The following is a 14537-nucleotide window of genomic DNA, read 5'->3' on the forward strand; positions in this document are numbered from 1 at the left end:
GGGCAACTCATTACAGAGGAAACTCTCAGGTTTGATACAGAGCAGCAGGCAGAATATTTTTTATTTCACCTTGCTGCTTTTTTATATAATAAAGGGATTCTTATTATATAAAAAAATTCAGGAAGGACGGATGTCTTTGCCGATAAGCAAGGGGATTATTACGTCTGTATTAGTTATATTTTTAACGGGTGGGTATATGATAATAACAAATAATGATTGGGTATATCAAAAATTTAAAGATAGTTACAATGTGCTGTTTATTCAGGGAAGTTACAGGGACGTGCTTATCAAAGTCAGGGACAAGATTCAGGAAGGGCATGAACTCTTAACTCATCCGTTATCAAGCAGTTTAAAACCAAATGAAACACCTTATAAATCTATCATAATTTCAGAAAATAAGGGCACATTAAATTTTGAATCAGTATATATTATTGAAAATTCGATAATTGCATATGACAAATTTAATAAGGATAAACTGATAAATTTGACAGATAAAATAATAGAAGATTTTAAGTTAATTGATTTAACAGTGCTTGAAAGCGCGTTAGATATATAATTAAAAGTGCAAAAAAATTATGGAGGTGAAAATCTTTGAAGTTAGAATTAGGCAGTATCTTTATTAAAGACATACAGTTTGCAACTCAATCAAAAGTTGAAAATGGAATACTGTATGTTAATAAGGAAGAAGTAAAGCAAATAATTCTTGAAGAACAAAATTTCAAATCAGCTGATGTTGAATTAGCTAAACCCGGAGAAAGCATCCGAATAATGCCTGTTAAAGACGTTATAGAGCCAAGGGTTAAGGTGCAAGGACCGGGAGGAATATTCCCCGGTATGGTGAATAAGGTTGAAACTGTTGGTTCCGGACAAACTAATGTTTTAAAAGGTGCCGCTGTTGTTACAACCGGCAAGATAGTTGGTTTCCAGGAAGGTATCATTGATATGACAGGTACCGGAGCCGAGTATACACCGTTTTCACAGCTAAATAATTTAGTTTTAGTTTGTGAACCAATTGATGGATTGAAACAGCATGAGCATGAAAAAATATTAAGATTTGCCGGCTACAAGGTAGCAAATTACCTTGGAGAGCTTGCAAGAAGCTTAACTCCTGATGTTGTTGAAACATTCGAAACACCTTCAATTGTAGAAGGAATTAAAATGTATCCTGAATTACCGAGAGTTGCTTATGTTTTAATGCTTCAAAGCCAAGGATTACTACACGATACATATGTATACGGTGTTGATGCAAAACAATCATTAACAACTATGATTTATCCGACTGAGTTAATGGACGGAGCAATCGTTAGCGGTAACTGTGTATCTGCATGTGACAAAAATACTACATATCATCATTTAAATAACCCTGTAATTCATGACTTGTTTGCTGAGCATGGCAAGACATTAAATTTTGTAGGCGTTATTATAACAAATGAAAATGTATATCTTGCAGATAAGGAAAGATCTTCTAACTGGAGTGCTAAGTTTGCTGAATTCTTAGGAGTTGACGGAGTTATTATTTCACAAGAAGGTTTTGGAAATCCTGATACAGATTTAATTATGAATTGCAAGAAAATAGAGGCAAAAGGAATTAAGACAGTTATTATAACTGATGAATATGCAGGCAGAGACGGATCTTCTCAATCGCTTGCAGATGCCGATGTTAGTGCTAATGCAGTTGTAACAGGCGGTAATGCAAATGAAGTTATAGAACTTCCTCCTATGGATAAAGTAATCGGTTATGCTGAAGTTGCAGATATAATTGCAGGTGGATTTGACGGAAGCTTACATGCAGACGGAAGTATCACTGCAGAACTTCAAGTAATTACCGGAGCTACAAATGAAATGGGCTTCAACAAATTGAGTGCAAGATAGGAAGGAGGAGAAAAAATGCTAAAAGTTGTTCATTATATAAATCAATTCTTTGCTAATATAGGCGGAGAAGAAATGGCTCATGTACCGGCTGAAGTAAGAGAAGGTATAGTTGGCCCCGGTCTTGCTTTCCAACAGGCATTCGGAGAAGAAGCTGAAATAGTTGCTACTATCATTTGCGGAGACTCATATTTTAACGAAAACCTTGAAGAAGCAAAACAAACAATAATAAATATGGTTAAAAAATATAGCCCTGATTTATTTATAGCAGGTCCTGCATTTAATGCCGGAAGATACGGAGTTGCGTGCGGAACTATTGCCAAAGCTGTAAAAGATGAGTTAAATATTCCAGTACTTAGCGGTATGTATCACGAAAATCCCGGCGCTGATATGTTTAAGAACAGTCTATATATTGTTTCTACAAAAAATTCAGCAGCAGGTATGAGGGATGCAGTTAAAAAAATGGCTCCTCTTGCAATTAAATTAGCAAAGGGAGAAAAAATAGGAGCATCTGCAGAAGAAGGTTATATGCCTAATGGCAAGAGAGTAAACTTCTTTGAAAAAGAAAGAGGTTCAAGAAGAGCAGTTAATATGCTTATTAAAAAGTTAAACGGTAAAGAATTTGAAACAGAATTCCCTATGCCCGACTTTGATAGAGTTGCTCCAAACCCGGCAGTTAAAGATATTACAAAGGCAAAAATTGCTTTAGTTACATCAGGCGGCATCGTTCCAAAAGGAAATCCCAATCATATTGAATCATCAAGCGCTTCAAAATACGGCAAATATGATATTGACGGTATTATGGACTTAACTGAAGCCGACTTTGCTACGGCTCACGGCGGATATGATCCTGTATATGCTAATTTAGACCCGGACAGAGTATTGCCGGTTGATGTTTTGAGAGAATTTGAAAAAGAAGGTAAAATCGGCAGCATTCACAGATATTTCTATACAACAGTTGGTAACGGAACTTCTGTTAAAAATTCAAAAGCTTTTGCCGAGGAATTTGCAAAAGAATTATTATCTGATGGAGTAGATGCAGTTATACTTACATCTACCTGAGGCACCTGTACGCGTTGCGGTGCAACGATGGTAAAAGAAATTGAGAGAGCGGGAATCCCTGTAGTACATATGTGTACGGTAGTTCCTATTTCGTTGACGGTTGGAGCAAACAGAATAGTTCCTACGATAGCAATTCCTCATCCTCTTGGTAATCCAAGCTTAACATTGGAAGAAGAAAAAGATATCAGAAGAAATTTATTAACAAAAGCGTTAAAAGCATTAGAAACAGAAGTTTCAGAACAAACAGTATTCGAAAAGTAAAAGAAAGAATCCCTAACCCCATTTCTCAGAGTCCTTTTTCTGAGAATTGGTTGGTAGGTCTTTCGCAACGAGCTCCAAATTTATATGAGTGATAGCGAATAAATAAATTTGTGATGCGACTGAATATTTGTGGGCAAATCTGATTGCTTGATATAATCAGGCTTGCCCTTATAAAATAGATTTGGTAATCATGATTATAAAAAGTATTTACCTAATCATACTTATGTTATACAATGTATATATGACAAAATTTTAGGGAAGAGAGGTGCAAAATGAGCAAGGTATATGACGTATTGATTATAGGTGCAGGTCCGGCAGGTCTATCAGCAGGTCTTTATGCTGGAAGAGCCAGACTTAATACATTGATAATTGAAAAAGAAAAAGATGGAGGACAAATTGTTCTTACATCTGAAGTTGAGAATTATCCCGGCTGTTTAGAAGGTGAATCCGGACCTACGTTAGTAGACAGAATGGCCGAACAAGCCAAACATTTCGGAGCTGAGAAGGTTTATGACGAAATAGTTGAAGTTAAACTTGAAGGCAAGGAAAAAGTTCTTGTTGGAAAGAAAGGCGAATATGTTGGCAAATCAATTATAATTGCAGGCGGAGCTACTTCAAAACCAATCGGTTGTCCCGGCGAAAAAACATTCACCGGTAAAGGAGTTTCTTATTGTGCAACATGTGATGCGGCATTTTTCGAAGATTTTGAAGTGTTTGTAGTCGGCGGCGGTGATACTGCAGTTGAAGAAGCATTATACTTAACTAAATTTGCCAGAAAGGTTTCTTTAATTCACAGGAGAAATGAATTAAGAGCAGCTAAATCAATACAGGAGAAAGCTTTTGCAGAGCCAAAATTAAATTTTATTTGGGACTCTGTAGTTAAGGAAATCAAAGGTGACGGAATCGTTAATTCCATGGTTATAGAAAATGTTAAAACAGGTGAATTGACTGAAGTAGTTGCAGATGAAGATGACGGTACATTCGGTATATTTGTATTTATCGGTTATGAGCCGAAAACTAAATTGTTTGAAGGTATATTAAATTTAGAAAATGGCTATATTGTAACTGATGAAAGCATGAAAACTAATATTGATGGTGTTTATGCAGCGGGTGATATCAGAGTAAAAGGCTTGAGACAGGTTGTTACTGCAGCAGCAGATGGTGCAATAGCAGCAGTTCAGGCGGAGAAATATATAGAAAATATATAGGAGGTGCGAAATGTTAGTACTTGATAAAACTAATTTTGATCAGGAAGTATTACAAAGTGAAGGGTACATATTAGTTGACTTCTTTGGCGACGGATGTGCTCCATGTGAAGCTCTGATGCCTCATGTGATGGAGCTATCTGAAAAATATGGAGATAAAGTTAAATTCACTAAATTAAATACTACTAAAGCAAGAAGAGTTGCTATTGGACAAAAGGTATTAGGTCTACCTGTAGTTGCTATTTACAAAGATGGAGAAAAAGTTGAAGAACTAATCAAAGAAGATGCTACTCATGAAAATGTAGAAGCAATGATAAAAAAATATATTTAGTATTGAATGAGATTCTTTGGGTTAAACCATCGAAAAAATATATTAAAATATACAATTAATAAGGAGGATATAAATGAGCTTATTACAAGGAAAAAAAGTAATAATAATAGGCGACAGAGACGGAATACCAGGACCGGCTATAGAAGAATGTGTAAAAACTGCCGGCGCTGAAGTTGTATTTTCATCTACAGAATGCTTTGTCTGAACTAGTGCAGGCGCAATGGATTTGGAAAATCAAAAAAGGGTTAAAGAATTTGCAGATAAGTACGGTGCTGAAAATTTAGTAGTTGTACTTGGAGCAGCTGAAGGTGAAGCAGCAGGTCTTGCTGCAGAAACCGTAACAAACGGAGACCCTACATTTGCAGGTCCATTGACAGGAGTTCAGTTAGGACTCTCAGTATTCCACGTATGTGAACCGGAAATAAAAGATGAAATAGATGAAGCGGTTTATGATGAACAAATTAGTATGATGGAAATGGTATTGGATGTTGATGACATTATTAATGAAATGGCTCCAATACGTAAAGATTATTGTAAATATCTTTAGAGGAATGAGGACACACCTTTAGTTATCAGGAAAGTCTTTGAAGAAAAAGGAATGTCCTCAATTAGAACATATAGATTTGCTTCGCAGAGATGCGAAGCAAATTTCAAATAACGGAGGTTATTATGAACAGTGTAATTAAAGGTGCCAGTTATATATTGGTACATGTACCTGATATGGTTATTCATAACGGTACTACTCAAACAACCGAAAGAACCGTTAATCCAAATTCTGAGTATTTAAAACAGATAAAAGATCACCTGAGATCTTTTGAACAAGTAGTAAGATATCTGCCAAATCAAACATATATTGGAAATATAGTCCCTGAAGAATTAGGAAAATATGAACAACCCTGGCACGATAAAAATTCAGATAACGCAGATAGGTTTGGAAAATACGGAGAAATCATGCCTCAGGACGAATTTATTATCTTGATGCAAATGTGTGACGTATTTGATTTAGTAAAACTTGAAAATAATTTTTTAGAAGAAACGAAAAAGAAATTAAGAAATCATCCGCTGTTTGATGATAGCTTGCTGCAAAGAATTAAAGCAGGTGAGGATGCTGCGGTTATAAAAAAATATGTTGAAGAAGAACACGCAGAACCATTATACCACAATGGTGTATTAGCGGGATGTGTTAAGCGAGCTCATGATCTTGATGTAAACTTAAACGCTCATGTTATGCATGAAAACCTTGTTTCTAAAGCGTCTAATGTTCTTGCTTTATTAAACTTGGTTTATAAAAACAATATAAACAAAGAAGATATTGACTATGTAATAGATTGTTGTGAAGAAGCTTGCGGGGATATGAACCAAAGAGGCGGAGGCAACTTTGCCAAGGCATGCGCTGAGGTTGCCGGATTTGTAAATGCAACAGGTTCGGATACAAGAGGTTTCTGTGCAGGACCAACGCATGCATTGATAGAGGCAGCTGCATTGGTTAAGGCAGGTGTATTTAAAAATGTTGTGGTTTCAGCAGGAGGAGCTACTGCAAAGCTGGGTATGAACGGTAAAGACCACGTTAAAAAAAGCCTTCCTGTATTAGAGGATGTGCTTGGTGGATTTGCTGTCTTGGTAAGTGAAAATGACGGTATTAATCCTGAAATCAATCTTGATTTAATAGGCAGACATACTGTTGGAACCGGTTCATCACCACAGGCAGTTATTACTTCATTAGTTTCATCGCTGGATAAAGCCGGAATGAAGATTACTGATGTTGACAAATATTCTGTCGAAATGCAAAATCCCGATATCACTAAACCTGCAGGAGCAGGAGATGTTCCCTTGGCAAATTACAAGATGATAGGTGCTTTAGCGGTTAAACGCGGCGATATAGACAAAAAGGATTTAGCTTCGTTTACAGAACAGCATGGTATGCAGGGATGGGCTCCTACACAAGGACACATACCTTCAGGAGTTCCATATATAGGTTTCTGCAGACAAGATATATTAGAAGGAAAAATTAAGAATGCCATGATAGTAGGAAAAGGCAGCTTGTTCCTTGGAAGAATGACAAATTTATTTGACGGAGTATCCTTTATTATTGAAGCAAATAAAGGTAAATCAGAACCACAATCAACTATATCAGAAGAAAAGGTAAAAGAATTAATTGCACAGGCATTAAAGAATTTCGCTTCGAATCTGATGGCTGAGTAGGAGGTAACATGTCCGAAAAACAGGTAAATCAAATTATCGGTAAAGTGTTCAATCAATTGGCTGATACATTAATCAGCGGAGAATATGGACAAAAGCCGAGAGTTTTAGTTACTGCAACAGGCAGTGAGCATGGTGAAGATAATATTTTCAGAGCTGCTTTAAATGCAAACAGAAACGGTGCCGACACAACTGTTATCGCTACCAAAGAAGCAGAGGGCGTTAAAACCGTCTTAGTAAAATCTGAAGATGAAGCACACAAGGTAATGGAAGAAATGCTTAATAACAAGGAAGTTGACGCGGCGGTCACGATGCATTATCCATTCCCAATAGGAGTATCAACTGTCGGTAGAATTATAACTCCCGGAACCGGCAAGGAAATGTTTATAGCTACTACAACAGGTACTTCATCAACTGATAAAGTTGAAGGTATGATTAAAAATGCTATTTACGGTATCATAACAGCTAAAGCATGCGGTATTAAAAATCCGACAGTAGGTATACTGAACGTTGATGGAGCAAGACAAACGGAAATAGCTTTAAGTAAGCTTAAAAAACAGGGCTATGACATAAATTTTGCATCATCTAAAAGAGCAGACGGCGGTGCCGTAATGAGAGGAAATGACCTTTTGATGGGCTCATGTGATGTAATGGTTATGGATTCCTTGACAGGAAATTTAATGATAAAAATATTCTCATCATTTACGACAGGAGGCAATTTTGAATCACTTGGCTATGGATACGGACCCGGCATCGGGGAAGGCTTTGACAAATTAATTTTAATTATCTCAAGAGCTTCAGGTGCACCGCTAATAGAAGGAGCAATTAAATTTGCTTCTGTCTTGGTAAAGGGAAATTGTATGAAAATAGCTAAGGAAGAATTTGAAAAAGCGAAAACTGCAGGGCTGACAGAAATATTAAACAGTTTAAAAGTTTTCAAAAAGACCGAAGAAGCTGAAGAAGTAAAAGCTCCTGAAAAGACTGTGGTAACTTCTCAAATTTCAGGTATAGAAATTATGGATTTAGAAGATGCGGTTAAAATATTGTGGAAAAATAATATATATGCGGAAAGCGGCATGGGCTGTACAGGGCCTATAATTTTAGTCAATGATGCAAAAACCGACGAGGCAATAAAAATTCTTGAAGATAATGAATTTATAGCAGCAGAAAAAACAGACTGTTGATGCCGACTGCGAGATGACTAACCACTAACCAAATATGTCATTCTGAGCGAGACTAAGAATCCCGAATTATTATTTGAGATTCATAGGCTATCTCAGAATGACTTTTTTTATCTTTATTCAGAATGACATTTTTTTATTGTAAATTTAATATTATTTGATATAATATTATATTGAGGAGTGATATTATGAAAATGGGTTTTGAATTAAACCTTACTCAAACTCAAAAGCTTATTATGACACCTGAATTGAGGCAAGCGATTCAGATATTACAATTTAATAATGTGGAATTAATGGAATTTATATACAAACAGTTAGAAGTAAATCCTTTTCTTGAATCAGTTGATAATAAAAATCAAGATTCTTCTAATGAAGAAATTGAGATAAAATATGAAAAAGAAGAGAGAAATGATGAGTTAGATTGGAAGGATATTACTGAAAGATATGATGATCTAAGCTATAAAGCTTATGAAAGAAATATAGATTCTGATGAAAAGCAATCCTTTGAAAGCTATACATCCAAAAAAATGTCTCTTAAAGATCATTTGATGGTTCAGCTTGGTGTGTCGGTTAAAACAAATAAAGAAAAAAGAATCGGTGAATTTATAGTTGAATCTCTTGACGGAAAAGGTTATTTGGGCTGCTCGGTACAGGATATCAGTTTATTGTTAAATGAAGATGTGGTTGAGGTTGAAAGAGTTTTAAGATTAATACAAACCTTTGATCCTGTTGGGGTCGGGGCAAGAAATTTAGGCGAATGTCTTATGATTCAACTTAAAGAAAAAGGTATTCAAGACAAAAATGCTTATATTATCGCAGAAAATTATTTAGAAGATATTGCAGCGAACAGAATTCAAAAAATAGCGAAGGATTTACACATAACGGTATCTCGTGTTCAAGGTATTTGCGATATCATAAAAATGCTTGAACCAAAGCCCTCAAGAGGATTTATAGTTGACAGTGATAACATAAGATATATAGTTCCCGATGTAACCATAGAAAAAATAAATGACGAATATATAATTATTGTTAATGATAATAACTTACCGACTCTTACAATAAGCAATTATTATAAAAGCGTGGTTAATGATTTAGATGACAAGGAAGCAAATAAATTTTTAACCGATAAATTAAATTCTTCAATGTGGCTTATCAAGAGTATAGAACAAAGAAGAAAAACATTATACAAGGTTACGGAATCCATTTTAAAATTCCAAAGAAAATTTTTCGATGAAGGTAAGACAGCATTAAAACCGTTGGTTTTAAAAGATGTGGCTGATGATATAGGTGTTCATGAGTCAACAGTCAGCAGAGCTACAAACGGTAAGTATGTTCAAACACCAAGAGGTTTATTTGAATTGAAATATTTTTTTGCAAGCAGTATAAGCGAGTCTGACGGAGACGGTATATCTTCAACAAGCGTTAAAACACAAATACAAAAATTTATTAATGAAGAAAATGCTCAAAAACCTTTAAGCGATCAAAAAATTGCTGAAATGTTAAGTGAAAACGGTATAAATATTTCAAGGAGGACTGTTGCCAAATACAGAGACGAAATGAGAATACCCGCATCATCAATGAGAAGAAGATACTGAAAACAATAGGAGAACTATAGCGAGTAATAGCTGAAACAATAGGTAAACGATAGAAAAACAATAGTTAAGAATATACAAATGTAAGTATATTCTTTTTTTGTGCTGTACAGTGTGATGTATTGAGACCAGAGAATAAGCTTACTAAATATTTTTTAATATCAGCACTTTTTTACAATTTTCGTAGGACAAGATATGATATAATTTGTGAACGTTATCAAGGGAGTGGGAGGATATTATGTTAAAAAAGATAATAAGTATTTTATTAATTATTGCACTGTTTTTATCATTATCAGCATGCACGACACCCGGTCAAAACGATAAACCTGTATCAAACGAAACACCTAACAGTGAAACACCAAGCAATGAAGTACCAAGTAATGAAACCAATGAGACAGCAAGAAAAATATTCAGATATTCTTTAACAACAGATGTACCAACATTAGACCCACAGCTTATGAATTCAATACCGAGTGCAACTGTTGGTTTTCATATTTTTGATGGATTGATGCGTAATCATATCGGTGAAATCAAACCCGGTGTAGCAGAAAAATATGAAATTTCAGACGATGGGAAGACTTATACATTTTACTTGAGAGATGACGCAAAATGGTCAGATGGAGTTACAATCACTGCATATGATTTTGAATATGCCTTAAGAAGATTAGTTGATCCTGCTACTGCAAGTGATTATTCATTTTTGGTTACATCATTGATAAAGAATGCAGGAGAAATAAATGCAGGAAATATGCCTGTAGAAGAATTAGGAGTTAAAGCTCTTGATGAAAAAACTTTAGTAATTGAAATTAATAATCCTACCGGATATTTTTTAAGTATGACTTCAATGTCACAATTATGCCCTGTTAGAAAAGATTTGGTAGAGAAATATGGTAAGAATTTTTCTGCAGATGCTGATAAAAACGTATACAGTGGTCCCTTCATAGTAAAGGAATGGAAACATGAGGATAGAATAATTCTTGAAAAGAATCCTTATTATTGGGATGCAGATGCTATAAACCTTGACGAGGTTCATGTTTTAACGGTACCTGATCGAATGACAGCAGTTGCAATGTATGAACAGGGAGAATTAGATCAAGTTAATGTTCCTTCTGAGATTATATCTAATTATGAAGATCAAGTTACATATTATTTTGATGGAGCAAACGACTATATTAAGATAAATATGGATGGAAGCAGTCAATTAGAAAATAAAAATTTAAGATTGGCCTTAAATTATTCGCTTAACCGTGAAGATTATATTCTTTTATCTGCTAAGAATGTATATCAGGCAAATACGAGATACGTATTACCACAGGTTAAGGGTGTAAATAAAGATTATGGTGATGAATATCCATATGAAGCATTTCCTGTAAAAGGCGATCTAAATAAGGCAAAAGAATATTTAGATAAAGCTATCAGTGAATTAGGAGTTAAAGGTCCTTCTGAAATTGTACTTGAATTATTAACGACCGATGAAGAGCGCACAAGAATTGAGGCAGAAGTATTGCAAAGTCAAATGCAAGAACTTGGTATAACAGTAAATATCAGACAGGTTCCTTACAAACAAAGATTACAAATGGAATCTGCTCATGAATTTGAAATGGTTGTAACAGGATGGGTTCCGGATTATTCAGACCCGATGACATATTTAGAATTATGGACTACTGATTCGCCATATAACCATGGTTCTTACAATAGTGAAGCATACGATGCTTACATAGAAGAAGCTCTTACAAATACAAACTCGCAAGAAAGAATGGATGCACTATTTAATGCCGAAAAAACATTGTTAGAAGATGGCGCAATAGTTCCACTTCAACTAAGAAGAATGGCAATGCTTTTAAATCCAAAAGTCAAAGGATTTGAAACATACTTTGTTGGATTAAATTACGACTATATTTATGCAGAAATTGTAGAATAGTTAATATAGACTAAACATTAAAAAGATGAATTCTGCATAGCAGAATCATCTTTTTAATTGAAGTATAATTGTATAGCATATTAAATTTAAGGTGAATTTATGATAAACATTTTATTTGATTATTTGAGAGAACAAAATATTGATGGTATATTTATTTCAAAACTACAAAATGTCAGATATTTAAGTCAATATACAGGTGATGATTCGTACTTATTTATCACTGAGAAAGGTAATTATTTTATAACTGATCCAAGATATACCGAACAGGCTGAACAAGAATGTCCGGGTTTTATTATTTACAATTGGAGAGAAATCGGTAAGACCATTCCTGAAACGTTAAAAAAAATTATAGAAGGCATGAATATAAAACGGTTTGCTTTTGAAGGAGATTATGTAGATTACAATACTTATAGCGAATTAATAAAAATTAATTCTGAAGCTGTTCCGATTACAGGTGTGATAGAAGAGCTGAGATCTATTAAAACACATGAGGAAATACATAATTTAAGAGTGGCATGTCAGATTGCTGATAGAGCTTTCGAAAGAATATTAAGGGACATTAGAATAGGAGTAACAGAAAAAGAGTTAGCTTCTAAATTATCACATTATATGGTAATAGAAGGTTCAGATACAAAACCATATGGCAATATATTGATATCTGGCAAAAGAACTTCTTTGCTTCATGGTATACCTTCTAATAAAGCAATCGAGTACGGTGATTTTGTTTTGATGGATTATGGTTGCAGCTATAAGGGATATTTATCTGATATGACAAGGACCGTAATAGTTGGTAAAGCTACGGCAAAACAAAGGGAAGTTTATAATTTGGAAAATAGAATGTTAGAAGATTCTAAAAAAGTAATGGCTGCCGGAGTTAGTGCTAAAAAGGTTTACAATGCATCTATTGAAGTTATAAAGGATACAGAGTACTATAATTATCACTATAGCGGAATTGGACACGGTATTGGTTTATATGTACATGAAATACCATTTATGAGTCCCAAATCCAACGACATATTAAAAGAAAACAATGTTGTTACAATAGAACCGGGTATTTACATACCGGGTTGGGGAGGGGTAAGAATAGAAGATCAAATTTTAGTATTAAAAGACGGCAATGAAAGTTTAACTAATTCGCCAAGAGATTTAATAGAACTTTAATATTGTCTGAATAGCGTAAATTATATTCTTAAAAATACGAAATAAAGGTGAATATATGGCTAATTATATTTTAAAAAGGTTGTGGATATCTCTCATAACCATATTAGTATTAGTAACAGTTGTATTTTTTTTAGTGAGGTTAATGCCGGGTGACCCTTTTACAAGCGACAAGCTTACCCCTGAAATAAGAGCAAATTTAGAAAGATACTATGGTTTTGATAAACCGTTAATAGTTCAATACTTTACATATATAAAAAATTTAGCTCAGGGTGATTTTGGTTATTCAATAAAGTATGTTAATCAAAGTGTTAACAAAATTATAGCTGAATCATTTCCTTATTCCTTTGATTTAGGAATGAGAGCTTTGTCATTTTCTATATCTTTAGGTTTAGTTTTGGGTATAATTGCTGCCTTAAACAGAGGTAAAATATTGGACTTTGGCTGTGTAATAATTGCTATTATAGGAACTTCAGTACCGGATTTTATTATTGGATCATTATTACAATATTTTTTCGGTATTAAGTGGGGATTGTTTCCGGTTGCTCAATACCATGGCATAAGCCACACAATCTTACCTTCAATAGGATTAGGATTTTATACTTTAGCTTTAGTTTCAAGACTAATGAGGGCAAGTATGTTGGAAGTAATACAGCAGGATTATATTAAAACCGCAAAATCTAAAGGAATTTCTAAATTCAGAATAACATATAAGCATCAAGTAAGAAATGCTATTATGCCGGTAATAACAGTGTTAGGTCCAACTGTTGCAGCAGTGTTAACCGGTACATTTGTAATAGAATCAATTTTTACAATACCCGGAATGGGTAAATACTATGTTCAAAGTGTACAAAATCAAGATTATTCTATTATTTTAGGAATGACTGTATTTTACGGTATATTTTTAGTATTTGCTAATTTTATTGTAGATATTTTATATGGAATAGTAGATCCAAGGATAAGAATAACAGGAAAGTAGGTTAATTATATGGTTAATGATAATTCACAAGAATTAAGTGTATCTCAATTTATAACTATCGGAAAAAATACAGATAAAATGGAATCCATATCAAGACCTAATTTAACATATTGGAAAGATGCATGGAGAAGAATTAAAAAAAATAAAGTAGCTTATACCGGTTTAATAATAATTTTAGTTTATATTTTTTTAGCAGTATTTGGACCAATTATCAGTCAATATAAATATACGGAAATCAATTCATCAAAGATGAATCAATTTATTTCTTCTGAGCATTGGTTTGGTACTGATGAATTAGGACGTGATTTGTGGACAAGAATTTGGAGGGGTGCCAGAGTTTCTCTTGCTATAGGTTTTGTCTCTACCATTATAAATACTTTTATTGGTGGCATAATAGGCGGAATTTCAGGATATTATGGCGGAACTACTGATTTAATTATTATGAGAATTATAGATGTTCTTTATGGAATTCCTTATTTAATTGTAGCTATTTTAATAATGGTTGTTTTAGGTCAAGGGATTACCTCATTAATTATTGCAATGATTATTGTAGGATGGATCGGGACCGCAAGATTCGTAAGAGGCGAAGTTTTAAGGTTAAAAGAACAAGATTTTGTATGTGCAGCGAAGGTTCTTGGAGTTTCGGATTTTTCCATAATAATAAAACATATAATTCCTAATATAATGGGTTTAATTATTACTAATCTTACTATGTCGGTTCCAAGAGCAATATTCAGCGAAGCTTTTCTAAGCTATATAGGTCTTGGTGTTGCACCACC

Annotated in this window: 12 protein-coding genes and 1 pseudogene; all 13 read left to right on the top strand. The window is 34.1% G+C overall.

Annotated elements, in window-relative coordinates; genetic code table 11:
* Positions 1-196: 196 nt before the first annotated feature.
* A complete protein-coding gene (locus RT412_RS03445) occupies positions 197-556 on the top strand; it encodes a GrdX family protein (RefSeq protein WP_313343509.1) in 360 nt (119 codons plus the stop codon).
* A 35-nt stretch (positions 557-591) separates the two neighbouring features.
* Positions 592-1872: a glycine/sarcosine/betaine reductase component B subunit gene (locus RT412_RS03450; RefSeq protein ID WP_313343506.1), complete on the top strand. Its 1281-nt coding sequence runs from the start codon at positions 592-594 to the stop codon at positions 1870-1872.
* Positions 1873-1887: 15 nt separating this feature from the next.
* The gene (gene grdB / locus RT412_RS03455; RefSeq protein ID WP_313343503.1) at positions 1888-3192 is read left to right on the top strand and encodes a glycine reductase complex selenoprotein B; all 1305 of its coding nucleotides are present in this window, start codon (positions 1888-1890) and stop codon (positions 3190-3192) included.
* A gap of 272 nt (positions 3193-3464) precedes the next feature.
* Positions 3465-4400, top strand: coding sequence for a thioredoxin-disulfide reductase (gene trxB / locus RT412_RS03460; RefSeq protein ID WP_313343500.1), 936 nt, complete (start codon positions 3465-3467; stop codon positions 4398-4400).
* A gap of 10 nt (positions 4401-4410) precedes the next feature.
* On the top strand, positions 4411-4728 hold the full coding sequence (locus RT412_RS03465) for a thioredoxin TrxA (protein WP_313343497.1): 318 nt from the start codon (positions 4411-4413) through the stop codon (positions 4726-4728).
* Between the two features lie 73 nt (positions 4729-4801).
* Positions 4802-5275, top strand: a complete 474-nt coding sequence (gene grdA, locus RT412_RS03470; RefSeq protein ID WP_313343494.1) for a glycine/sarcosine/betaine reductase complex selenoprotein A — start codon at positions 4802-4804, stop codon at positions 5273-5275.
* Between the two features lie 122 nt (positions 5276-5397).
* A complete protein-coding gene (gene grdC / locus RT412_RS03475) occupies positions 5398-6930 on the top strand; it encodes a glycine/sarcosine/betaine reductase complex component C subunit beta (RefSeq protein ID WP_313343491.1) in 1533 nt (510 codons plus the stop codon).
* 8 nt (positions 6931-6938) lie between these two features.
* Positions 6939-8111 (top strand): glycine/sarcosine/betaine reductase complex component C subunit alpha, encoded by a 1173-nt coding sequence (grdD, locus tag RT412_RS03480; RefSeq protein ID WP_313343488.1) that lies wholly within the window; start codon positions 6939-6941, stop codon positions 8109-8111.
* Between the two features lie 185 nt (positions 8112-8296).
* Positions 8297-9703 carry an RNA polymerase factor sigma-54 gene (gene rpoN / locus RT412_RS03485; protein ID WP_313343485.1) on the top strand — a complete coding sequence of 469 codons (1407 nt, stop codon included), beginning with the start codon at positions 8297-8299 and terminating at the stop codon, positions 9701-9703.
* A 235-nt stretch (positions 9704-9938) separates the two neighbouring features.
* Positions 9939-11621, top strand: coding sequence for a peptide ABC transporter substrate-binding protein (locus tag RT412_RS03490; RefSeq protein WP_313343483.1), 1683 nt, complete (start codon positions 9939-9941; stop codon positions 11619-11621).
* Positions 11622-11720: 99 nt separating this feature from the next.
* Positions 11721-12782 (top strand): Xaa-Pro peptidase family protein, encoded by a 1062-nt coding sequence (locus RT412_RS03495; protein ID WP_313343480.1) that lies wholly within the window; start codon positions 11721-11723, stop codon positions 12780-12782.
* A gap of 55 nt (positions 12783-12837) precedes the next feature.
* Positions 12838-13758, top strand: coding sequence for an ABC transporter permease (locus RT412_RS03500; protein WP_313343477.1), 921 nt, complete (start codon positions 12838-12840; stop codon positions 13756-13758).
* 9 nt (positions 13759-13767) lie between these two features.
* Positions 13768-14537, top strand: a pseudogene (locus tag RT412_RS03505) (ABC transporter permease); the annotation flags it as partial.

The organism is Sedimentibacter sp. (assembly GCF_032080165.1).
GTDB lineage: Bacteria > Bacillota > Clostridia > Tissierellales > Sedimentibacteraceae > Sedimentibacter.